This is a genomic window from Peptoniphilus sp. HMSC075B08, from assembly GCF_001815405.1.
Taxonomy (GTDB): Bacteria; Bacillota; Clostridia; order Tissierellales; family Peptoniphilaceae; genus Peptoniphilus_A; species Peptoniphilus_A harei.
Genome location: NZ_KV820435.1, coordinates 1 through 23,565, shown reverse-complemented (window position 1 = coordinate 23,565; position 23,565 = coordinate 1). Strand labels below are relative to the sequence as shown.

Genomic DNA, 23,565 nt, shown 5'->3' with positions numbered 1-23,565 from the left:
GATGATAACAACTCTGACGAACAACCTGGAGACAAGAAGACAACTGTTGACGATTCAGGTAAAAAACCAGTAAAACCAACAGATGACAAACAAGACACAGGTGTAAAGGTAGAAAACAAAGATGACGATACTAAGATATCTGCAAAAGATGAAGACGGAAACAAAGTTGAAGTTGAAATCGATGAAGATGGAAAAGTAATCGTAACACCAGGTGAAGACGTAGACGGACCTATCACAGTAGTTGTAGAAGATAAAGATCTTCCAGGTGGAAAGACAGAAGTTGAAATTGAAGTAGAAGGCCACAAGAAGGGTCAAGACGACAATAATTCTGACAAAAAACCAGAAGATGGAAATGGAACATCAGTTGACAATTCTAACTTAAAACCAGTAAGACCAACAGATGAAAAACAAGATACTGGTATTAAGGTAGAAAATCCTGATAAGGACACTAAAGTTTCTGCTAAAGATGAAGATGGTAAAAATGTTCCAGCAATAATCGACGAAAACGGAAATATTGTAGTAACACCAGGAACTGACGTAGATGGACCTATCACAGTAGTTGTAGAAGATCCAGATCTTCCAGGTGGAAGAGTTGAAGTTGAAGTTGACGTTATTGGACACGAAAAAGGAAGAGACGACAACAACAATGGTTACCCATCTGATGGTGGAGAATATATTATTCCAGGAATCAGATACAGAGACCACAAGACTCCAACATTCCCAGTAAGAACTGTATATCCAGAAAAGACTGAAGCTGCTACTCCAGTTCGTGATACTCTATGGTATGTATTCCGTATCAATGATTTCGAATATGATGTTGTTAGAAATGGCGTTGTTACTAAGAGAAAGATGGACGTAACTCCAGTTCTTCAAAACGACAGAACAATGCTTCCACTTAGATATGTAGCTGAAGCTCTTGAAGCTGACGTTAAGTGGGATGCTAAGACAAGAACTGCAACATTCACAAAGGGTGGTTTAACAGCTACAATTCAAATTGATAGCGATGAAATAGTTCTTTCTAACGGCAAGACTGTTAAGATGGACTCTAAACCACTTAATATCAATGATAGAATCCTAGTTTCTGTAACTAACGTAGCCAATGTATTTGGTCTAACTAACGGAAATACACTAGATAAGATTGATCAAGATATTGAATGGGAACAAGAAGATAAGAGTGCAACAATTTATATTAGAAGATAAGTTGTTAATAATTAAGAGGAACCCTTAGGGGTTCTTCTTTTTTTACATATTTTTATTATTTTACTTCTAAGGGATTTAATATTTATATTAATGACAGGATAAATATAATTTACGTTTTATTTCAGACGAAAGAACAAACGCAAAACATAATTTACGTTTTATTTCAAACGCAAAACAAACGCATAACATAAATTACGTCTTATTTCAGACGCAAAAGCAAACGTAAAATTTTACGTTTGTTTTTGCGTTTTTTTGTTTGCAAATTTTCAATACTATATAATTTTTCGCTTGATTAAGTAACTAATAATATGAAGGAAGATACGAGAGAAAAATAAAAATAAAAAATTTCAAGAAATCTCAAAAATATGGATAAATAAGGTATATATCTCATACAGTCTATTTCGCTTATACTTAAAATTTTTAAGAAATAAATTTTTAGAAAATAAAAAATTTTTATTGTTTTAAGGTATTAGGAATATAAAAGATACAAACTTAGGAATAAAAATTGTTTAAAATTTGAAAAATTAAAAAAAATCTAAATTTTTGAGCTTTTATTGGTATATTCTCAGTACATTAAAAATTAATGAAAGGTAAGGTGATAATATGAGATAGTATAAAAATTAATTTAATAAAAAATAGAAAGATAATTGATTGTATAAGCTTATTGAGAATAAGAAGGAGGAATTAGTTTGAGAAAATATTTATTGCTAAAAAACTTTAAAAACAAGAATATTTCATATAATAAATTGTGTATAGAGGAGATTGTAGAATGAAAAAAATTAACAAATCAGAAATATTTTTAAACAATAAGTTTAATAAAGAAAAATTTGAAATTTTTGTAGAACAAAATAGAAGCCTCAATTATTTAGAAAAAATTATAGATTCTATAGTGAATTATAAAAACTGTAATGAAAAGAATATAGTAAGAATAAAATCAAGTATAGAAATGTATAAGGCTGAAGTTAATATTAATAATTCTAACATTGCATTGAATTCAATTTTTTTATCGTATTTTGCTATTGTAATAAATTTTGTAAATAATATATATTTTAAGAATGAGGTATTACAAAACCTATTACTGTTATCTATTCCAATAGTTTTGATTATTATTTTAAGACATATCATAAGAAAAGACGAAGTATATGTTATGTATGCTTACTCGTATTTATTATTCAAAATGAAATTAAAAATAGCTCAGAAGAATAAAAAAAATATATGTAAAGCTAAGAGGAGAAATAACAAGACTGCAGAAATAAAAAGAAAAAACCGTAAAATGGCGAAAGAAAAAATCAAATGCAAAAGAGAAATCAGAATGTATGAATATTAATAAAGCTTCGTCATAGTTGATTATTCTCGACTCTTATGTTATATTAAAGATAAGTAAGGACACCATGTTCACCTTTTAGGTAAGATGGCGGTCGCCTTGAGTTTGTACTATAAAAATACCACCTCAGCGATACGGGTGGTATTTTTCATTCTAACTACTTATTCTTGCAAAGCGTTAGGATGATGACTATCAGTGCCGCAAATTCTAGCATTAATGATAGAATTTCATAATCACTCACGCGTGCCCGAATGGGTAATTAGTCATTCCTCCTAATAATTATATTAGGCAACCACTTTGCCTGTGCCCGAATGGGTATATGTCCTCGAACTTATTATATCACTTTTTTATACTTGTATATAATTATTTAAATTGAAGCTTGTGATAAACTTAAAATATATAATTACAAATTAATAAATTTGATTCTTCTAAGATTTTTATATTTTTTTGTGTTATAATATCTAAAGAAAGAACTTGAAGGACCGAGGGAATCTCGGTCTTTTTTTATTTTTATAATAGATTAGGAGAATATATTGAAATTTAGTGATTTAAATTTATCTAGTGAACTTTTGCGTGCCATTGATGATTTGAGTTTTGAAAGTCCATCTGAGATTCAAGAGGCAAGTATACCAATAATTTTAGATGGCCGTGACGTCCTTGCTCAGGCACAGACTGGTACTGGCAAGACTGCTTCTTTTGGGATCCCAATGATTGAGGGAATGGAAGAAAATGCTGATGACTTGCAGGCTCTTGCCCTCGTTCCCACAAGGGAGCTTGCTAGACAGGTATCGGAAGAATTAAAAAAGCTTGCAAAATATAAAAAGTTTATTAATATTCTTCCAATTTATGGTGGGGCTGATATGGGCAAGCAACTGCGTGACTTAAAGAAGGGAGCCAGTATTGTCGTTGGGACTCCTGGCAGGGTCATGGACCACATGAAGAGGAAGACTATTAGGCTTGATGGCCTAAAGTTTTTGACCTTTGATGAAGCTGACGAGATGTTTGACATGGGCTTTAGGGATGATATGAAGACTATTATCGAGAGGACCAACCCAGACAGACAAACCTTATTTTTCTCGGCAACTTTTGACAATGACATAAGGGAGTTTTCTAGACTTTATCAAAGAGATCCTGCCAAAGTTATTATTGAGAAGAAGGAACTTACGGCTGAAAAGATTGAGCAATTTTACCTTGAACTCAATAGGAATATGAAGACAGAGATCTTGAATAGGCTTATCCTCATCCACAAGCCTAAGAAGTCCATCATCTTCTGCAATACCAAGAGGATGGTTGAGGCTCTTGAGGTTGAGATTGCCCAAAGGGGTTACAAGGTTGACTCCCTTCACGGTGATATGCGTCAGTCATCAAGGGATAATGTTATGAAGAAGTTTAGGAAGGGGACTATTGATGTCTTGATTGCCACTGATGTTGCTGCCCGTGGTCTTGATGTCTCTGATATTGACCTTGTCTTTAACTACGACCTTCCACAACAGGCTGAGTATTATGTTCACAGGATTGGACGTACGGCAAGGGCTGGCAAGAAGGGGGCATCTTTTACTTTTGTAACTAGCAGGGATTATCCTAAGTTTAGGGTGATCGAAAAGTATGCGAATATTAAGATGGAAAAGATGATGCTCCCTACTAAGTCTGATGTGGAGAGGGAAAGTCTTGATAATCTATTTGACAAGGTCAACAAGAATATTCTAAAGGCAGAAGACCAAGCCAGCTACACGGAAGTCTTGAATAAGCTTTTGGCAGAGGGCCACAGCCTATATGACATCTCTGCTTCTCTCTTAAAGATGGTAAATGAGTCCACTAACAAGACTAAGATTACTGAGCTTGATAGGGTTGACTATGGTAAAAAGTTTGAAATGTCCAAAAAGTCTAAGTCATCTGATAGGTCCAGGGACAAGAAATCTAAGGAGATGAAGAAGATCAAGGGTCCAAAGATTTTTATCAACAAGGGCAAGAGGGACGGTCTTGACTCTCGTGAAGTCATTAGGCTCCTTGGCAGGCACACTGATATCAATCCAAGTGACATTGGAAGGATCAACATCATGCCAAACTTCTCCTTTGTTGAAGTTCCAAAGAATATGATTAAGGATGCTATAAAAGATCTTGATGGCAAAAAAGTCAAGGGCAAGTCTATAAAGGCAGAGTATTCTGAAAAATAAATTTATAATTTAAAAATTTCCCCAGGTGGTTTCACTTGGGGATTTTATTTGCAAATTTTATTTATCTCAATCTTTGTTATAATGTAGTTAGGAGGTTTTTATGGATAACAAATTTTTAATTATAGATGGAAGTTCGCTTTTCTTCAGGGCCTTTTATGCCCTCCCACTTCTTAAAACTAAGAGGGGACTTTACACCAATGCCATTTACGGTTTTGTCATGATGGTGGAAAATGCAATCGAAAAGATCAAGCCTACTCACGTGGCAGTTTGCTTTGACATGAAGGGGAAGACTTTTAGGTCAGAAATCTACAAGGACTACAAGGGAACTAGGCAAAAGACTCCCAATGAGTTGGAGCAACAATGGCCTCTTGTGCGTGACATCTTGGGACACATGAATATAAAAATTCTTGAGTCACCAGTTTATGAAGCTGATGATATTGCCGGAACTCTTGCTAAGCTTGGGTCTGAGGAAGGATTTGAAAATTATCTTTTGACAGGGGATAAGGACTATTTCCAACTTGTAAATGAAAATACAAAAGTCCTCTTCACTCGCAAGGGAATCACAGACATGGATATTGTAACTGTTGAGAAGATAGAGGAAGATTATGGGATTGAGCCCCTTGAATTTATTGAGTTAAAGGCCCTTATGGGTGACTCATCTGACAACATTCCAGGAATTTATGGGATTGGAGAAAAGACTGGCTTAAAACTTGTTCGTCAGTTCCATACTCTTGAAAATCTTTATGACAATATTGATGATGTTTCTGGCAAGAAGTTAAAGGAAAAATTAGTTGACGGCAAGATGGCTGCCTTTATGAGCAAGAAGCTGGGAACAATTGTAAGGGATGTTCCTATAGAAGAAAGCCTTGATGACTTCAAAAAACTTGACTACGACTATGAAAAGCTTTCAGAACTCTATCGTGAATTTGAGTTTAATTCTATGTTAGATAGGCTTCCAGAAGAATACCGCAAGGAAGAAGTGGAGGAAATCTCCCAAGACAATTTTGAATTTGTTGAAATAAAAGACCTAAAGGATCTTGAAAAAGAAATAAAGGATAAAAAATCTTTTGCCTTTAAATTTATTACAGATGGAAAGATTTATGAAGATGTGAAACCTCTTTATCTTGCAGTCAAGGTCAAGGATACTGACGTCAAGATAATCTCTTATGATGATATAGACTTTGACTTCTTGAAGGACCTTATGGAAGATGAAGATGTAGAAAAACTTGGATATTCTTTAAAAGAAGACATAATTATCTTAATGGACCATGAGATTGACATAAAAAATTATTCTCACGACGTTGAAATCGCAGAATATTTGTTAAATTCTACTAAGTCTGACTACGACATCAACAAAATTTCCATGGAATATTTCAAAAATGGTTATTTGGACCTTGAAGACCTTCTTGGCAAGGGTGCAAAGAAGAAGGCCTATGCTGACCTAGACAAGGAAGATTTATTTAAGTATTTTGCCTTTGTCTTAAATACAGTTTACAGGTTGGAAGACCTTCAAAAGGAAAAAATTGAGGAAGAAGAGATGACTTCTCTCTACCAAGACATGGAGCTACCTCTTGTTGAAGTCCTTGCATCAATGGAATATGTGGGTATCAACACTGATGAGTCTGTACTTGATGAAATTGACGAGCAAATAATTGAAAAGCTAAAGAATTTAGAAGAAGAAATTTATGGAGAAGCTGGGGAAGAATTTAACATAAATTCGCCAAAACAATTGGGAATTATATTATTTGAAAAGATGGACTTCCCAGTTATTAAGAAGACAAAGACTGGTTACTCAACTTCTGCTGATGTCTTGGAAAAACTGCGTGGAAAGGGAGAAATAATTGACAATATTTTGGACTACAGGAAGTTTTCTAAGCTTAAGTCAACTTATATTGACGGGCTAAAATCTGTTATAAACAAGAAGACTAAGAGGATTCACTCAAGATTTATGCAGACAGTGACTGCTACTGGTAGAATTTCTTCAACTGATCCAAACCTACAAAATATTCCAATAAAAACTGAAGAGGGACGATTAATAAGGAAGGCCTTCTTAGCATCGGAAGGCGGAGTCCTAGTTGACGCCGACTACTCACAAATCGAACTTAGGGTCTTAGCTGCCCTATCAGATGACAAGGAGATGCTTGATGCCTTTAAGCATGGCTTAGACATCCACAGGAAGACTGCATCAGAAGTTTTTCATGTTGACTATGATGATGTAAATGATCTTGAGAGGTCAGAAGCCAAGGCAGTAAACTTTGGAATTGTTTATGGAATTTCTGACTATGGACTTTCACAAAACTTGAACATTCCAAGAAAAGCTGCCAAGGAATATATTGACAACTATCTTGGTCACTTTGTGGGAATAAAAGATTATATGTCAGAAGAAATTAGAAATGGCAAGGACAAGGGTTATGTGGAAACTATATTCAAGAGAAGGAGATACATCCCAGAACTCAACGCCAAGAACTTTAATATCAGGTCTTTTGGAGAGAGAATTGCCCTTAACACACCTATCCAGGGTTCAGCTGCTGACATTATAAAAATTGCCATGGTGAAAGTTTACAATGAACTTAAGAAGAGAAATTTAAAATCAAAATTAATAATCCAAATCCATGACGAACTTGTTGTTGATACAGCAGAAGATGAACTTGAAGAAGTGAAGGAACTTATGAAGGACCTAATGGAAAATTCTGTGGACCTAAATGTAAAATTGTCTGTGGATATGAATACAGGGAAAAATCTTTATGAGTCAAAATAAAATTATTGGTCTAACTGGGTCCATCTCAACGGGCAAGACCCAGGTGTCAAATTATTTGAGAGATAGGGGAGAAAAGGTAATCGATGCCGACTTAATTGCAAGAGAGGTTGTGGACCTTGAGCCAGTTAAGGAAAAAATAAAAGAAGCCTTTGGTAATGATATCTACAAGGATGATGAGCTTGACAGGAAGGCCTTGGGAGAAATTGTCTTTAGGGACAAGGAGAAGAGGCAGGTCTTAAATGAAATTGAGCATCCAGAGATTTATAGGATAATTTTGGAAGAGATAAAAAATTCCAAGGGGAGGGTCTTTGTGGATATACCACTGCTCTTTGAGTCCCAGCATTTGAATGAAAAATATGGCCTGGACTTTGATGAGGTTTGGCTCGTTTATGTAAGTAGGGAAACTCAGGTCAAGAGGCTAATAAAAAGAGATAAGATCTCAAGAGGATATGCTTTAGAAAAAATAAATTCACAAATGTCTGTTGAGGATAAAAAAATTATGGCCGACGTTATAATAGATAATTCAGGCAGTTTGGAAGAGACCTTTAAACAAGTAGAAGAAAATTTAAGAAGATTATAAAAATATAAAAAGATGTGTTGGGACGACCTAACACATCTTTTAAAATTAATTAAATTATTATGGGCATAAAAAAACTGACTGCTCATGCAATCAGTATTTTGGCAGGGGTAGCAGGACTCGAACCCACGGCACTTGGTTTTGGAGACCAATGTTCTACCAACTGAACTATACCCCTACAACAGATTACATAATACCAAATTTTTCACGACTTGTAAAGCAAATAATAGAATTTATAAAAATAAGTGTTATAAATAATAACATTAATATTTACACGTGTTATTAATACGTGTATAATTATCTTTGTAAGGAGGAATTGTTTATGGCCAAAACAAAGCCTTACAGAAAAGTTGTCAAAATTCTCAAAGATAATGGCTGGGTCACACGAGGACTGATGGTTCTCATGAGATTTATGTAAAAGATGGAAGAGCTTGTCCTGTTAAGTGTAACAAGAAAGATATTCCCTAAGGAACTCTAACAAGTATCGAGAGAATCACGGGGTTAAAATTTTAACCCCGGCAACTTACATAAAGGAGTGATTTTATGAAAGATACTTATACATTTCCTTGTATTATAAAATTTGACCAAGAAGATAAAATTTATTATGTAAGATTTCCAGATATTGAGGAAGCCTTTACAGATGGAGATAGCTTAAAGGAAGCGATTTATAATGCACAAGAAGTTTTAGGGCTTGTGATATATGAAAGAGAGAAGATGGGAAGAGAGATTCCTAATGCCACAGAGTCTATGATTAAAACTGAAGACAATGAATCCTTATCCTATATTTCCGTGTGGATGCCCCTAGTTAGGGATAGGATTGAAGAAAAATCTGTGAAAAAAACCTTGACCATACCAAAGTGGTTGAATGATCTTGCAGAAGAAAATAATGTAAATTTTTCACAGCTTCTTCAAGTAGCTATAAAAAAGCATATTGGATTGAATTAAGGGTGGTAGATTTGCCACTCTTTTTAGTTTGAAATTATAAATAAGATAAGGTGGCGAAAAAAATAGGGAGTATTATATAAAATCAAAAAAAGCTGAAAATTCAATTTTATTTTTAAATTTTAAAATATAAAATCAAAAAAATGAGAAATTTGATTTAATCTAAATATTAGAACCAGGTATGAATAAAAATATTTAATCTTAAATATAAATTAAAATTAAAAAAAGATAGAAAAAAGAATCTAAAAACTTTAATGAAATTTATTTAAGACCGGATAAGAAGGCATTTACTTGAATTTATTTAAAAATCTTTTGTAACTATGATATAATTGTATATTATGAATTGGAGGTCAACATGAAAGAAAAATTAATTGGAATCAAAGATGAATCCATGAAACTTTTAAATGAAGTTAAGACAATTAGAGATATAGATGAACTGAAAGTTAAGTACTTAGGCAAGAAGGGTGAAATAACTCAAATCTTAAAGGGAATGAAGGATCTTTCCAAGGAAGAGAGACCTGTTATGGGTGCCCTTGTCAATGAAGTCCGTGAAGAAATTGAAAAGGCTCTTGAAGACAAGAGGACTGAGTTAAATGAAAAGATTTTGGAACAAAAACTTCACGACGAGAGAATTGACGTTACTTTAAAGACTGATGAAATCTTTTTAGGACACAGACACCCTCTAAAGAAGACTCTTGAGGATCTTGAAGACTTATTTACTCACATGGGCTTTACTGTATATGATGGTCCAGAGATTGAAACTGTTGAAAACAACTTTGATCTTCTTAATGCTCCTAAGGACCACCCATCTAGGGATATGTCTGATACTTTTTATTTTGATAAAAACACAATTCTTAGATCACAAACGTCTCCTGTCCAAGTTAGGGCAATGAAGGAACATGGCGCTCCAATTCGCATGATATGTTCTGGTAGAGTTTTTAGGTCTGATGAAGTTGATGCAACTCACTCACCAATGTTCCACCAACTTGAGGGACTTGTTGTTGATGAAAAGATTTCTGTTGCCAACTTAATTGACACTTTAAACTACTTTGTTAAAGCCTTCTTTGGTGAAGAAGTGAAGACGAGATTTAGACCTCACTACTTCCCATTTACTGAGCCAAGTCTTGAAGTTGATACTACTTGTACTTCTTGTGGCGGCAAGGGATGTAAGGCTTGTAACTACACTGGCTGGTCCATGGAACTTTTAGGTTGCGGCATGGTTCATCCAAATGTTTTAAGAAACTGTGGCATTGACCCTGAAAAGTACTCTGGTTTTGCCTTTGGTATGGGTATTGACAGGATTGCAATGGTTAGGTACAAGATTACAGATATTAGAATGATGTTTGAAAACAACAAGAAGTTCTTGGAACAATTTTAAGGAGATATAGATGTTATTACCGATTAAATGGCTTAAAGATTATGTTGATTTCGATTTTGATGTAAAAAAACTTGCAGATGGACTTTCTAATTCTGGTTCTCATGTTGAATCAATTATTATTCCATCTGAAGGCTTAGATAAAATTGTAGTTGGAAGGATAGAAAAGATTGAAAACCACCCAGATGCAGATAAGCTTGTTATTTGTTCTGTAAATGTTGGTGACGAAGTCCTTCAAATAGTTACTGGTGCAAAAAATGTTTTTGAGGGAGCTATTGTTCCTGTGGCCCTTCACGGTTCTACTGTGGCTGGCGGACAAAAAATTAAAAAGGGCAAGCTTCGTGGTGTTGAATCCAATGGTATGCTTTGTTCTCTAGAAGAATTGGGTTACGAAAATTCAGTCATTCCCAAGGAAGCTCGTAACGGAATTTTCATCTTCCCTGAAGGAACTGAAATTGGCGGCTCTGCTATGGATGCTCTATTCATGGACAATGAAATTCTTGAACTTGAAATCACACCAAATAGACCTGACTGCCTAAGCATGATGGGGATGGCTGTGGAAACTGCTGCTTCCTTTGATCTAAAGGCTAAGCACAATGAAATAAAAATTGAAAATCAAGTTGATGATTTTTCTGATTACTTTGATGATATTGAAATAGAAACAGAAAACTGCACAAGATATTATTCAAAAATACTTAAAAATATAAAAATTGGGCCTTCTCCACTTTGGCTACAAGCCTACCTAATGCAGGCTGGAGTTAGACCGATTTCAAATATTGTTGATTTAACAAACTTTGTCATGCTTGAATATGGTCAACCTCTTCATGCCTTTGACCTAGAAAGCCTTCATTCAAAGAAGATTGTGGTAAGAATGGCAGAAGATGGGGAAGAAACTGTTACTCTTGATGGAGAAACAAGAAAGTTAGAGTCCTCTGATATTTTAATTACTGATGGCCAAGAAATCATTGGTCTTGCAGGAGTTATGGGAGGTCTTGATTCAGAAGTTACTGACAAAACTGTCAATGTTTTATTAGAAGGAGCCAACTTCAACAAGGAAAATATAAGAAAGACTTCAAGAAGACTTAACCTAAGAAGTGAGGCTTCTTCAAGATTTGAAAAGGGACTTGACCCTAACCTTGCCAAGACTGCTGTAGATAGGGTTTGTCAACTTGCATCTCAAATGGGAATTGCTGAAGTTGTAGATGGTTCTAAGGACGTTGGAAATTTCTCTAAGGAAGAAAAGGAAATTAAACTTAGACACCAAAAAGTTGTTGACTTAATTGGAGTTGACTTCACAATTGAAGAAGTTGCCAATATATTGAATAGACTAGAAATTGAAACTGAAATTAAAGACAACTATCTTATAGCAAAAATTCCAAGTGTAAGACTTGACCTTGACATAGAAGAAGATTTAATTGAAGAAGTTGCAAGAGTTTATGGCTACGACAATATTGAACCTAAAAAACTTGTGGGAACTTTAACAGTTGGTAAAAAGCCAAGATTTAGAAATGTTGAAGACAGGATTAAAAATCTTTTAACTGGTCTTGGATATTCTGAATTTATGACTTACTCCTTTGTGAGTCCATCTTCTTATGAAAAGGCGAACTACACTGAAGATGAGAAAAATATTATAAAAATCCTAAATCCACTGGGAGAAGATTACTCAGTTATGAGGACAACTCTTGTTCCTTCAATGATTGATGCTCTTGCTAAAAACTATGTTAGGGGCAATGAAAATGTTGGTGGATTTGAAATTGGAAATACCTTCTTCCCAACAGAAGATGAACTTCCAAGCGAAAAGTTAAAATTGACTATGGGATTCTACGACCTAGGTGACTTCTACTATCTTAAAGAGTCAATAGAAAAAATTCTTTGGTTCTTGGGAATTAACAATTTAGAAGTTAGGAGAAAGGAAGAAAGCTTCTTGCACCCAGGCAGGTCTGCAGAATTCCTATTAAATGGAGAAAACCTTGGGGTATTTGGAGAAGTACATCCAAAGGTTCTAGGAAATTACGGACTTAAGAAAAAGGCCTATGTTGCAGAGCTAGACTTTGATAAAATCGTAGAAAATACAATTGACAACTACACTTACAAGGACCTTCCTAAATATCCAACAATGAAGAGGGACTTTGCCTTCATAATGGATAGGGAAGTAGACTCAGTTGACCTTGAAAAAGTTGCGAAAAAACATGGAAAAGACCTTCTTGAATCCTTTAAGGTATTCGACATTTACGAAGGTGAAAATATAGAAGAAGGAAAGAAATCTGTTGCCTTCTCCCTAGTATTTAGGGCTGCAGATAGGACTCTTGAAGAAGGCGAAGTTACAGAAATTTGTGAAAAAGTAGTTGCTGAAATTGAAAGTGAATTTAAAGCTAAACTAAGATCCTAAGGAGGCTATTATGTCCTATGCGAAGAGAATCGAAGTCACTATCGATGGCATGAAGTTTCATGTCATGGGTAATGACAACGAAAAGTATATCAAGGACCTTGCAGCTGACCTCAATGAAAAGATTCAGGAAACTGCGAGAACTAATTACAGGTTAAATCAAGTGCAAACTCTTGTCCTTTGTGCCCTTAATGTTCTAGATGACTTTGAAAAGATGAGGTCTGATAAGGACGACCTGGCAAGTGCCAGCGATGACAAAAGGGAAATTATGGAGAAAATGGAAGAAATAAAAGATTTGAAAAAGCAGCTTTCCATTTTTGAAGAAGAAAACAAGAAGGCCAACAAGTCTTTTAGGGACCTTCAAGAGAAGACTAATGACTTAGAAGATAGAAACAGAAAACTGAATAGGGAACTTATGGACAAAAATCAAGCCTTAATGGAATCTAAAGAGGAAATTAAAAAGCTTGAGGGAAGTATCTCTAATCTTGAAGAAAAAAACAACTCCGCATCTAGAAGGATAATTGACCTATCAAGAGAATTGGAAAATATTTATGAAGAGAAATAAATATGAATTGTTAGCACCTGCAGGTGATATGGCAGCATTAAAGGCTGCTGTGTCAGCAGGTGCTAATGCCATTTATTTGGGATATGATGAATTCTCTGCTAGGGCCAAGGCCAAGAACTTCAACAGGGAAGAACTTGAAGAGGCAATAGACTATGCCCACATAAGGGGTGTGGAAATCTATGTAACTTTTAACATTTTAATTGCAGATTTCGAAGTTAAGAGGGCAATGAAAAGTGTGAAGATGCTTTACGACATTGGAGTTGACGCCCTAATATTGCAGGATATTGGGATTGCGGCAAAAATCAGGGAGGACTTCCCAGATTTTGAACTCCACGCATCTACCCAAATGGCAGTAAATAATTATTACGGAGCAAAATTTTTAAAAGAAATGGGTTTTTCTAGAGTAGTTCTTGCTCGCGAAACTCCTATTTTTGAAATAGAAAAAATTAGAGAACTAGATTTAGATGTTGAGACCTTTATTCACGGTGCCCTTTGTGTTTCTTATTCAGGAGAGTGTCTAATGTCATCAATGATTGGTGGCAAGTCAGGCAATCGTGGCGAATGTGCCCAGGCCTGCAGGAGGTCTTATGAAATTATTGACTTTGATGGAAGGAAACTGGCTAATAGACTTTATTATCTTTCTCTCAAGGACCTAAACACCCTTGATGATGTGGCAGAGATTATAAGAGCCGGTGGTTATTCACTTAAAATCGAAGGCAGGATGAAGAATCCAGAGTATGTCTACACTGTAGTTTCATCTTATAAAAAGTCTCTTGAAGGAAAGTTAAGAGAAGAAGACAGGGAAGATACTCTTCAAGTTTTTAATAGGGGCTTTACTAAGGGCCTCTTCAACGGAGACTTTGGTCGAGACTTTATTTCCTACGATAGACCAGACAACAGGGGAATTGAAATAGGAAGGGTAATTGAAGTTGGAAGAAACTCAGCGAAAATTATTTTTGATCAAGACGTTTACCCAGGCGATGGACTAGAATTTTCTTCTTCTAAGAAAAGATTTGGCATGAAGTCTAGAGAATTTTATAAGGCTGGAAAAACCTACCAAGTTGAACTATTTAAGAGACCTCTTGAAAATTCAAAAATTAATAGGACTTACTCAAAGAAACTTTATGAAAAGATCGATGAAAAAATATATTCCTATGACTACAAGAGAAAAGTCCATGTGGATTTAAAAATTAAAATTGGAGAAAAACCAGTAATTTATCTTAAGTCAGATGACTTGGAAGGAACTTACATCCTAGATAGGTTAGTTGAGCCTGCAAAGAAGGCTGGCCTTGAGAGAGAAAGAGTCCTTGAAAATATTTCAAAAACTGGAGACAGTATTTTTGAAGTTGAGAATATAAACTTGGACTTAGATGACAATGCCTTTCTTCCGATTTCTGCTATAAATGAACTTAGAAGAGAAGGTCTAAAGATATTAGAAGATAAAATTCTAAGTGGATCCATTGAAAGAGTTAGAGTTGATAATAAATTAGAAGGTCATAAAAATAATTTAAAAAGAGAGAAATCACTTATAAAAGTATTCTTCAATAAGTTCCAAGATCTTAAGAAGACAGACTTAAATAAAATTGATGAAATTATTATTAGGGCCAAGGACTTGGAAAAGTTCAAAAAATTTTATGGAAATAGGGAAGTCTCAATTTATCTTGACAAGTTCTATTCCTATGATGAGCTTGAAAGACTTAGGACCTATATTCTTAAAAATAAAAATGTAAAGGGACTTTGGATAAATAACCTTTCAGAGTATTATATCTTTAAGGACGATGGACTTGAACTTAACGCAGACCTTGGACTTAATATTTTTAATAGGAATTCACTGGATTTCTTTAAAGAACTAGGATTTAAGTCAGCTACTCTCTCTCCAGAGATGAATAGCGAGCAAATTCAAAATATAATTAAGAGAGAAGACATGGAGGTCAACGTGATTTCCTATGGAAGAGTCCCAGTTATGACTATGAAGCACTGTCCTTATTCCATTGAGAAAAATTGCGTGGACGAGAGAAATTGTCCAACCTGTAAATTCAAAAATTACCTTCTAAGAGATGAAAAGTCAGTAGATTTTGAAGTCCTAAGACAAAATACCTTTACAGAAATTTTTAATTCATATCCAATCTTATTAGACGGTTACGTGAATAAATTAAAAGAAAATAAAATTAGTCTTCTTTTATTGGCAGATGAATTTACTGACCAAGTCATTGACCTATACAAGGACTACAAGGAAGAAGATTTTTATAAACTAAAAGAAAAACTAGAAGACAAGTACAAAGAAGTTACTAAGGGACACATAAATAGGGGGATTGTCAGTGGATAATTCTTTGAAAAGAGCATCAAAGGCCTTGGAATTTGACAAGGTCTTAGTTGAACTTAAAAAACTTGCCAGTGCAAGTATCACAAGTGAATATATTGACCAGGTTGAGATTTCTACCCAGTATGAGGTCGTAAAAAATAGGCTTAATGAGACTAACGAGGCCTTGAAATTAATTATTGCTAAGGGGGAGCCACAATTATTTGGAATTGTTGACATTAGATCAATTATTAAGCGAACAGAAATTGGTGGGTCTCTAACTGCAGCTAGTCTCTTACAAGTTTCTGATTTTTTAAGAGTTTCTCGTGGACTAAAGACTTATCTCAAAAAAGATTCTTACAATAAAGATGAAGAAGTAAAATTGGAGTACATTGACAAATTAATTGAAGATCTTTACACAGATAAAAGATTAGAAGATGAGATAAATTCAAAAATTATTTCTGAAGAAGAAATTGCCGACGATGCTTCTCGTGAACTCTTAAGAATTAGAAGAGGGATAGTGGCAAAAAAAGATTCCATAAAAAATAGGCTAAATGGAATTTTATCTTCTCATGCTGATTTCTTACAAGATGCCATTGTCACTTTGCGTGACGGAAGGTATGTTGTTCCTGTAAAAATTGAAAACAAGTCTAGGGTTAAGGGTCTTGTTCACGACATTTCTGGTTCTGGACAGACAGCATACATTGAACCTATGGCAGTTGTGGAAGCCAACAACGACTTAAAGGAATTATATATAAAAGAAAATTTAGAAATCGAAAAAATACTTAGGGAACTTTCAGAATTAGTAGGGGAAACTAGCGAAGAAATAAAATCAAACCAAGAAAAATTAATAGAGCTTGATTTTATTTTTGCTAAGGCTAGATTGGCTCTAAATTATCATGCCAACATGCCGAAACTAAATCGTGAAGGCAGGATAAACTTAATCAAGGCCTACCATCCTTTCTTAGACAGGAAAATTGCAGTTCCCATTGACATAAATCTTGGAATAGACTTCACTTCACTTATTGTCACAGGACCCAACACTGGTGGTAAGACTGTAAGTATAAAAACTGTGGGACTATTGACCCTAATGACACAATTTGGTCTCTTGATACCAGCTGATGAGGCATCAGAAATTGCAGTTTTCGAAAAAGTTTTTGCAGACATTGGAGACGAGCAATCAATTGAGCAATCACTTTCAACTTTTTCATCCCACATGGTGAACATTGTTTACATCTTAAAAAATGTAAGTCCAAATTCCCTAGTTCTCTTTGACGAACTTGGAGCAGGAACAGACCCAACAGAGGGTGCTGCCCTTGCAAGGTCCATTATGGACTTTATGCTTGAGAGAAAGATAAGGTGCATTTCCACATCCCATTACAATCAATTAAAGGTTTATGCTCTGACGACTGATGGAGTTGCCAATGCCAGCATGGAATTTGATGTGGATAGTCTTTCTCCAACTTATAGGCTATTGATTGGAGTCCCAGGTAAGTCCAACGCCTTCGAAATTTCTAGGAGGTTGGGACTTCCTGATGAGATAATTGGAGAAGCAAAGAAACTCTTGAGTTCAGAAAATATTGAATTCGAAGACGTCCTCCAATCAATTGACGAAGACAGGACAAAAATTCGCGAGTATAAGGAAGAACTTAAAAGAGAAAAAATTGATTTAGAAAAAGAAAACAAGAGGCTTCAATCAAAAATTAAAAAATTAGAAGATCAAAAGGAAAAAATCTTAGAAAAATCTCGTGAAGAAGCTAAGAGACTTTTATTAAATACAAAAGAAAATGTTGATATAATTTTATCTGAAATAAATGAAGCTAAGGACAATATAAGCTCTGAAAACTCTAAAAAAATTCAAGAGGCCCAAGATCTCTTGCGTGAAAGTATAAAAAATGCCAGAGATAAATCAGAACTTGAAATAGCTAAGGCAAAAAATCCAATAAAAGAAATAAAAGTTGGCGACAAGGTTAGGACATCTCTTGGAAATATTGCAACAGTCTTGGAGCTTCCAGACAAGAAGGGAAATGTCCTTGTCCAATCGGGCATTATGAAGATGAATATGCCAAAGGATTCTCTAACAAGGATTGATGTCCAAGAAGACACAACTAAGCACAATACTAGGAGCATTTTGCAGAACAAGGCAACAAATGTTAAGAGTGAAATTGACATCAGGGGCAAGAATTTTGAAGATGCTAAAGATATTGTTGATAAATATTTAGATGATGCCTATCTTTCTGGCCTAAAATCCGTTAGAATAATTCATGGAAAGGGCACAGGTGTCCTTAGAAAAAAATTAAGAGAACATTTTAGAAGTGTTAAGACTATAAAGTCCTATAAAGATGCAGAATATAATGAGGGTGGCGACGGTGTAACAGTTGTTATCCTAAAGTAAGGAGTCAAGATGATAAATTTTAGAGAAGAAATAATAAAAATACTTGATGAAAAAATCGATGGCCTTGATGCCAAAGATATTGACAAGATGATAGAAGTGCCGCCAAACTATGAACTTGGTGACTTTGCCTTCCCAGTTTTTAGTCTAGCAAAGATTTATAGAAAAAATCCTGCTATGATTGCAGAAGAACTGGCAGGACAAATCGATTCAAAATATTTTGAAAAAGTTGAAAACAAAAATGCCTACCTTAACTTTTATATCAACAAAAGTATTTTGACAGAAGAAATTTTAGAGGAAACTGTAAACAAAAAAGAAAATTTTGGTAAGTCAGAAATAGGAAAGGGAAAAAACATTGTAATAGATTATTCTTCTACAAATATTGCTAAGCCCTTCCACATTGGTCACATTAGATCGACTGTTATTGGAGATTCTTTAAAGAGAATTTATAACTTCTTGGGTTATAATACAGTTGCGGTAAATCATTTGGGAGACTATGGAACTCAATTTGGTATGTTAATCTACGCCTATAAGACTTGGGGTGATAAAGAAAAAGTTGAAAACGATCCAATCCCTGAACTTTTGAAACTTTATGTCAAGGTAAATGAAGTTGCAGAAAAGGACGCAGAAGTAAAAGAAGAATGTCGCTACTGGTTCAAAGAACTTGAAAATAAAAATGAAGAAGCTGTAGAAATTTGGCAGTGGTTTAAAGAAGTTTCATTAAAGGAATTCAACAGGGTTTACGATATGCTTGACATCCACTTTGATTCCTACAATGGAGAATCCTTCTACTCTGATATGTTACCTGGAGTAATTAAGGAAATTAGAGACAAAAACTTGTTAGAAGAATCTCAAGGTGCTGAAATCATCAATCTTGAAAAGTACGACCTTCCACCAGCAATTATTGTAAAATCTGATGGTACTTCAATCTATTTGACAAGAGACATCGCTGCTGCAAAATATAGAGAAGAAAACTACAATCCAGATCAAATTATTTATGTTGTAGCAACACAACAATCTCTTCACTTTAAACAACTTCGTGCAGTTTTAAAGGAAATGGGAGAAGATTTTTGGGATAAAATAAATCATGTTGCCTTCGGTATGGTTTCTCTTGAAGAGGGAACTCTTTCAACAAGAAGAGGTAAGGTAGTTTACCTTGAAGATGTGCTTAACAAGGCGACAGACAAGGTTCGTGAAATCTTAGATGCAAGAGAGGAAGAACAAGGTCAAAAAATTGAAAACAAGGAAGAACTTGCACAAACTGTAGGTATTGGTGCAATTAAGTTCCAAGAACTTTTCAATGGAAGAATTAAGGACTACACTTTTAATTGGGACAAGACTCTTTCCTTTGAAGGAGAAACTGGACCTTACGTACAATATGTTCACGCAAGAATTTGCTCTTTATTAAAGAAGGGTGACTTTGACATAAACAATGAAATCGACCCAAGCCTTCTTACAGAAGAAAGTGAAATAAATATTATTAGAAGTCTTTACAACTTCACTGACGTAGTTGTTGATGCTTGTGAAAAATATGAACCATACTTCATCACAAGATACACAGTTGAACTTGCAAAGAACTTCAACAAATTCTACAACCAAACTCAAATCTTAGTTGAAGATGAAAAATTAAAGAACACAAGACTTATGCTTTGCTATGCAGTTAAGAATGTAATTGCAAGTGGACTTAACTTGCTTGGTATAAAAGCACCTGAAAAGATGTGATCTGATGAACTTTTTTGAAGATTTACAATTAGTTTATAAGAAGGCAGGCAAGGATACCCTTTTAAAAATAAAAAAAGCCCCACACTTTTTAATCTTTCCTTTTATTTACGGAGTAGTTTATATGTTGGGGATGGTTTTAATTGGAAAGTTATTTGCCAGGAGTTATGGAACTATAATTGGTTTTATCATTCCGCTTTTGACATCCTTAATCCTTTCAAGCTATTTTTCTGTTTTAAGTGATTTGATTTATTACAATAGAATTAGCTTTAGGAATTTTTCAAAGACTTTTATGGCCTACTTTGCATCAATTTATTCGGTGTTTTTTATCCTAATGATAATTTCGTTTTTCATGCCAGGTATAGGTGTCATGATGGGAGCTACTACTCTTGTTGGGGCAGTGATTACCCTTGCCCTCAACCCAATTGCTGAGTCAATTTATATTAGGGGAGAGTATTACACTTCAGCCTACACTCACTCACTGGAGTTTATGAAGGAAAATTTCTTACTTTGGACTATACCATTTTTGATTTATCTTGGCATCCTTCATCTCTTGGGATTCGATTTTGCATTTATGATTGTATCGAATTCAATTGTGGACCTTCCACTTGGTCAAGAAATTATGACAGGTTTATCATATACGAATCCTCTTGACCCGCAAAATATTAAAATCCTGCTTGCTAGCATCATCACTGCTGTCTATGCAATCTTTAGGGGTAACCTCTACAGGATTTTAGTTGGATCAACAAGAAGAAAGAGAGCCTACATGGGCGAGTTATAAAATTTAAATCAAGACTTGACTTAGGTCAGGTCTTTTTTTATTGAAAAATTTTTGCGATTTAATAAATTTTTGCGATTTAATAAATTTTTGTGAAGTAATAAATTTTTGTGAAGTAATAAATAATTATGAAGTAATAAATTTTTGTGAAATAATAAAAAACTATAAAGTTATAAAAAAAACATAATTTTAATTCAAATCTTGATAAATAAAATCAAATTAAGATTGAATGAGAAATTTCTATTTGATAGGATTGAAGTATAAAATAAAAAATGGAGGAATAAAATGAAAATAATTTCGTGGAATATAGATTCAGTTAACGCTGCCCTAACAAGTGACTCAAACAGGGCAAAGATGTCGAGAGAAGTGCTCGCGACAATTTTAAAAGAAGACCCAGATATAATTGCCATTCAAGAGACAAAACTTCCTAAGAATGGTCCAACAAAAAAACACAAGGAAATTATGGCAGATATATTCGCCGATTACGACTATGTTTTTGTTTCATCAGAAGAACCAGCTCGTAAGGGTTATGCTGGCAATATGGCTTTTTATAAAAAGGGACTAGAGCCAGTTGTGACTTTCCCCAAAATTGATGCTCCAGACACAATGGACTTTGAAGGAAGAATTATAACTTTAGAATTTGAAGATTTCTTTCTTACACAAGTTTATACACCAAATGCAGGTGGTGAATTAAAAAGACTTCCATTGAGACAAATTTGGGATGAAAAATATGGAGAATACTTATCAAGTCTTGATGAAATAAAACCTGTCATTGCAACAGGCGACTTCAACGTGGCTCACAAAGAAATCGACCTTGCAAACCCAGAGAGCAATAGGATGTCAGCAGGCTTTACTGATGAAGAAAGACAAGGTTTCACAAATTTGTTATCCATGGGCTTTACTGATACTTTTAGACATATCCACGGAGATGTTGAAGGAGTTTACACTTGGTGGGCACAAAGAGTTAGGACTTCTAAGATAAACAACTCTGGCTGGAGGATTGACTACTTTATAGTTAGTGACAGGATAAAAGACAATGTCACTGAATCAAATATGGTTGACTCAGGAGAAAGACAAGACCACACACCAATTCTATTGGAAATTAATTTTGAAAAATGAGAAAATAAAATGAAATCAAAGTTTTTAGAAGAAAATGGAATCATAAACCTAATAAGTGGAATGGAATACTCTCTTTCTTATGCCAAGGAAGGTGACAAGGTAAGAGATTATGTAGAGGATATGCTAGAGAGGATGGAAATCGAACCTGATGAGATTTATTCTTGCATCCAAACCCACACTGATAAAATTGCCTATTGTGATGGGGGAAATGGAAAGGACTTTGTCTACGGAAGAAACTTTCCCAACACAGATGGCCTTGTGACAGATAAGAAAAATCTTGCCCTCTTGCTAAAGTTTGCCGACTGCACACCAATAGTTCTTTATGACAAAAAGAAGGAAATTCTTTCTATAGTACATTCAGGTTGGAGGGGAGCAAAAAAGAAAATCCCAGCCAAGGCCCTAGATAAAATGAAAAGTGACTTTGGGTCAGACCTAAAAGATATTATTGCCTACATTGGCCCTAGTATTGATATAGAAAACTATGAAGTTGGAGAAGAAGTCTATGAAGAATTTAAGGATTTCAAAAATAGAGACAATTTCTTCGAGAAAATTAAGGGTACTTGGCACCTTTCTATGACAGAAGTTAATAAAGAAATATTACTAGAGTCAGGAATAAATGAATGTAACATAGATATTTGTAAAGAGTCAACTTACAAGAATCTAGACTTGCACTCTGCAAGGAGAGAAGGAAAAGCCTACGGCTTAAACTCCATGATAGTCATGATGAGATAAAATTGAAAATCTAATTTTAATCTGTTAGTATTTTAAATATTATTGAAGCATAAATAAAATTATAAGTAGGGGAGATTTAATGGAAAATCTTTTTAAAGAAGATATAAATAAAAAATTAAAAAATCTAGCTTTTATAGATTTAAAAGAAGACTACCATCTGGGAGAAGTGAACCTACAAGTGGGTCTTTCCATGCCCATAAAGTTGGACTATCTTATAGAAGGAATCAAAGAAAAGGAATTAGAAGAAGAGATAAACCTAGAAAAAATTGTAGAGGCCATGATTTATTTACTTGGAATTGACAGTGACTTTAAATATTCCGAGAAATATAAAGAAATCTTAAAAAAATTAGATATAGATTTAAAGAACTATGCCATGCACAAGGCCTTTCTAAATCAAGAAGAAGATCCTCTCGAATCATATATATTTTTAAAGGGATACGAAGAAGTAGGGGGAGAAGACCCAGATATAATTTTTAAGGAAGCAAATATCCTAGAGGCTCTTTACAATAAAATTCATGAAGAAGAATATGAAAAGAGTGAAAAATTATTAAATATAATAATTAAAAAATACAATCAAGTCCTAAACCTAGATGAAGGATATGCCTTGGCCTATTATAGGCTGGCCTACATCAACCTGGCACTAGGCAAGTTTATAAAGGCTAACATGTACTTTGAAAAGTTTATAAACCTATCTAAAGATGAAGAACTAAAAGATCAAGTTAGGAAAGAAATAGAAGTAATAAGAGATAAGGTAAACTTCGATTCAGCTAAGACCTATTTATCATATGGAGAATACGACAAGGCCATTAATCTGTTACATAGTATAAGCGAAGACTTTAATATGGATGAATCCTTCTATTATACTTATGCAATTTCATATTACAATATGGGAGACTTTGATAAGTCAGAAGAATATGCAAAACTTTCTGTTGAAAAGAAAACTACAGAAGAGAATATAAATATCCTTGCAACAATATATGCAGGAAGACAAGAATTTACAAAAGCCATTGATATATTAAATTTGGGTCTAGAAGAATTAGAAGATTCTTATCCATTGACATACAACATTGGTATAATTTATTTAAACATGAATGAAAAAGAAAAGGGATTAGAATATCTAGAGAAGGCTAATAAGCTTAGCCCAAATGAAGAGTTAGAAAACTTTATTAAAAGTTTAAAATAATTATTGACAAGATAAAAATAAAAGAGTATTATATAACAGTTG

At 34.3% G+C, this 23,565-nt stretch carries 17 protein-coding genes and 1 tRNA gene; 16 read left to right on the top strand and 2 right to left on the bottom strand.

Annotation, left to right across the window (positions count from 1 at the left end):
- Both HMPREF3023_RS02065 and HMPREF3023_RS02060 read left to right on the top strand, forming a co-directional pair.
- A partial coding sequence (locus HMPREF3023_RS02065; RefSeq protein WP_246829166.1) for a stalk domain-containing protein occupies positions 1 to 1,200 on the top strand: 1,200 nt, incomplete at its 5' end.
- A 769-nt stretch (positions 1,201 to 1,969) separates the two neighbouring features.
- Positions 1,970 to 2,527 carry a hypothetical protein gene (locus HMPREF3023_RS02060; protein WP_070700199.1) on the top strand — a complete coding sequence of 186 codons (558 nt, stop codon included), beginning with the start codon at positions 1,970 to 1,972 and terminating at the stop codon, positions 2,525 to 2,527.
- 154 nt (positions 2,528 to 2,681) lie between these two features.
- Here HMPREF3023_RS02060 and HMPREF3023_RS09815 read toward each other — a convergent pair whose 3' ends face one another.
- Positions 2,682 to 2,765, bottom strand: a complete 84-nt coding sequence (locus tag HMPREF3023_RS09815; protein ID WP_371327605.1) for a putative holin-like toxin — start codon at positions 2,763 to 2,765, stop codon at positions 2,682 to 2,684.
- A 292-nt stretch (positions 2,766 to 3,057) separates the two neighbouring features.
- Between HMPREF3023_RS09815 and HMPREF3023_RS02055 the strand changes: the two genes are divergently transcribed.
- The 3 genes from HMPREF3023_RS02055 (at position 3,058) to coaE (ending at position 8,036) form a co-directional block, all read left to right on the top strand.
- On the top strand, positions 3,058 to 4,698 hold the full coding sequence (locus HMPREF3023_RS02055; protein ID WP_070700198.1) for a DEAD/DEAH box helicase: 1,641 nt from the start codon (positions 3,058 to 3,060) through the stop codon (positions 4,696 to 4,698).
- 100 nt (positions 4,699 to 4,798) lie between these two features.
- The gene (polA, locus tag HMPREF3023_RS02050; protein ID WP_070700197.1) at positions 4,799 to 7,456 is read left to right on the top strand and encodes a DNA polymerase I; all 2,658 of its coding nucleotides are present in this window, start codon (positions 4,799 to 4,801) and stop codon (positions 7,454 to 7,456) included.
- Positions 7,443 to 8,036: a dephospho-CoA kinase gene (gene coaE, locus HMPREF3023_RS02045; RefSeq protein WP_070700196.1), complete on the top strand. Its 594-nt coding sequence runs from the start codon at positions 7,443 to 7,445 to the stop codon at positions 8,034 to 8,036. The genes polA and coaE overlap by 14 nt, the downstream gene beginning before the upstream one ends.
- A 99-nt stretch (positions 8,037 to 8,135) precedes the next feature.
- Here the strand turns inward: coaE and HMPREF3023_RS02040 are convergent.
- A tRNA-Trp gene (locus HMPREF3023_RS02040) sits at positions 8,136 to 8,211 on the bottom strand.
- Between the two features lie 365 nt (positions 8,212 to 8,576).
- Here HMPREF3023_RS02040 and HMPREF3023_RS02035 point away from each other — a divergent pair.
- The 11 genes from HMPREF3023_RS02035 (at position 8,577) to HMPREF3023_RS01985 (ending at position 23,523) form a co-directional block, all read left to right on the top strand.
- Positions 8,577 to 8,978 carry a type II toxin-antitoxin system HicB family antitoxin gene (locus HMPREF3023_RS02035; RefSeq protein ID WP_070700195.1) on the top strand — a complete coding sequence of 134 codons (402 nt, stop codon included), beginning with the start codon at positions 8,577 to 8,579 and terminating at the stop codon, positions 8,976 to 8,978.
- Between the two features lie 352 nt (positions 8,979 to 9,330).
- Complete coding sequence (gene pheS / locus HMPREF3023_RS02030; RefSeq protein ID WP_070700194.1) at positions 9,331 to 10,353, top strand: phenylalanine--tRNA ligase subunit alpha; 1,023 nt, start codon at positions 9,331 to 9,333, stop codon at positions 10,351 to 10,353.
- Positions 10,354 to 10,363: 10 nt separating this feature from the next.
- Positions 10,364 to 12,739: a phenylalanine--tRNA ligase subunit beta gene (gene pheT / locus HMPREF3023_RS02025; protein ID WP_070700193.1), complete on the top strand. Its 2,376-nt coding sequence runs from the start codon at positions 10,364 to 10,366 to the stop codon at positions 12,737 to 12,739.
- Between the two features lie 10 nt (positions 12,740 to 12,749).
- Positions 12,750 to 13,301 carry a cell division protein ZapA gene (gene zapA, locus HMPREF3023_RS02020; RefSeq protein ID WP_070700192.1) on the top strand — a complete coding sequence of 184 codons (552 nt, stop codon included), beginning with the start codon at positions 12,750 to 12,752 and terminating at the stop codon, positions 13,299 to 13,301.
- A complete protein-coding gene (locus tag HMPREF3023_RS02015; RefSeq protein ID WP_070700191.1) occupies positions 13,288 to 15,627 on the top strand; it encodes a U32 family peptidase in 2,340 nt (779 codons plus the stop codon). The genes zapA and HMPREF3023_RS02015 overlap by 14 nt, the downstream gene beginning before the upstream one ends.
- Positions 15,620 to 17,995 carry an endonuclease MutS2 gene (locus tag HMPREF3023_RS02010; protein ID WP_070700190.1) on the top strand — a complete coding sequence of 792 codons (2,376 nt, stop codon included), beginning with the start codon at positions 15,620 to 15,622 and terminating at the stop codon, positions 17,993 to 17,995. The genes HMPREF3023_RS02015 and HMPREF3023_RS02010 overlap by 8 nt, the downstream gene beginning before the upstream one ends.
- Before the next feature lie 9 nt (positions 17,996 to 18,004).
- Positions 18,005 to 19,714 (top strand): arginine--tRNA ligase, encoded by a 1,710-nt coding sequence (argS, locus tag HMPREF3023_RS02005; protein WP_070700189.1) that lies wholly within the window; start codon positions 18,005 to 18,007, stop codon positions 19,712 to 19,714.
- Between the two features lie 4 nt (positions 19,715 to 19,718).
- Positions 19,719 to 20,492 (top strand): hypothetical protein, encoded by a 774-nt coding sequence (locus HMPREF3023_RS02000; protein WP_070700188.1) that lies wholly within the window; start codon positions 19,719 to 19,721, stop codon positions 20,490 to 20,492.
- Between the two features lie 282 nt (positions 20,493 to 20,774).
- Positions 20,775 to 21,608 carry an exodeoxyribonuclease III gene (locus HMPREF3023_RS01995; protein WP_070700187.1) on the top strand — a complete coding sequence of 278 codons (834 nt, stop codon included), beginning with the start codon at positions 20,775 to 20,777 and terminating at the stop codon, positions 21,606 to 21,608.
- 9 nt (positions 21,609 to 21,617) lie between these two features.
- Positions 21,618 to 22,340, top strand: coding sequence for a peptidoglycan editing factor PgeF (gene pgeF, locus HMPREF3023_RS01990; RefSeq protein ID WP_070700186.1), 723 nt, complete (start codon positions 21,618 to 21,620; stop codon positions 22,338 to 22,340).
- Positions 22,341 to 22,419: 79 nt separating this feature from the next.
- Positions 22,420 to 23,523 (top strand): tetratricopeptide repeat protein, encoded by a 1,104-nt coding sequence (locus tag HMPREF3023_RS01985; RefSeq protein WP_070700185.1) that lies wholly within the window; start codon positions 22,420 to 22,422, stop codon positions 23,521 to 23,523.
- The last annotated feature ends 42 nt before the right edge of the window (positions 23,524 to 23,565 follow it).

Bases quoted from the DNA above. Each gene is read 5' to 3' on its own strand.
- pgeF (WP_070700186.1), top strand. From the start codon at position 21,618: ATGAAATCAAAGTTTTTAGAAGAAAATGGAATCATAAACCTAATAAGT.
- pheT (WP_070700193.1), top strand. From the start codon at position 10,364: ATGTTATTACCGATTAAATGGCTTAAAGATTATGTTGATTTCGATTTT.
- polA (WP_070700197.1), top strand. From the start codon at position 4,799: ATGGATAACAAATTTTTAATTATAGATGGAAGTTCGCTTTTCTTCAGG.
- HMPREF3023_RS02000 (WP_070700188.1), top strand. From the start codon at position 19,719: ATGAACTTTTTTGAAGATTTACAATTAGTTTATAAGAAGGCAGGCAAG.
- HMPREF3023_RS01995 (WP_070700187.1), top strand. From the start codon at position 20,775: ATGAAAATAATTTCGTGGAATATAGATTCAGTTAACGCTGCCCTAACA.
- HMPREF3023_RS02035 (WP_070700195.1), top strand. From the start codon at position 8,577: ATGAAAGATACTTATACATTTCCTTGTATTATAAAATTTGACCAAGAA.
- HMPREF3023_RS02015 (WP_070700191.1), top strand. From the start codon at position 13,288: ATGAAGAGAAATAAATATGAATTGTTAGCACCTGCAGGTGATATGGCA.
- zapA (WP_070700192.1), top strand. From the start codon at position 12,750: ATGTCCTATGCGAAGAGAATCGAAGTCACTATCGATGGCATGAAGTTT.
- coaE (WP_070700196.1), top strand. From the start codon at position 7,443: ATGAGTCAAAATAAAATTATTGGTCTAACTGGGTCCATCTCAACGGGC.
- HMPREF3023_RS01985 (WP_070700185.1), top strand. From the start codon at position 22,420: ATGGAAAATCTTTTTAAAGAAGATATAAATAAAAAATTAAAAAATCTA.
- pheS (WP_070700194.1), top strand. From the start codon at position 9,331: ATGAAAGAAAAATTAATTGGAATCAAAGATGAATCCATGAAACTTTTA.
- argS (WP_070700189.1), top strand. From the start codon at position 18,005: ATGATAAATTTTAGAGAAGAAATAATAAAAATACTTGATGAAAAAATC.
- HMPREF3023_RS02060 (WP_070700199.1), top strand. From the start codon at position 1,970: ATGAAAAAAATTAACAAATCAGAAATATTTTTAAACAATAAGTTTAAT.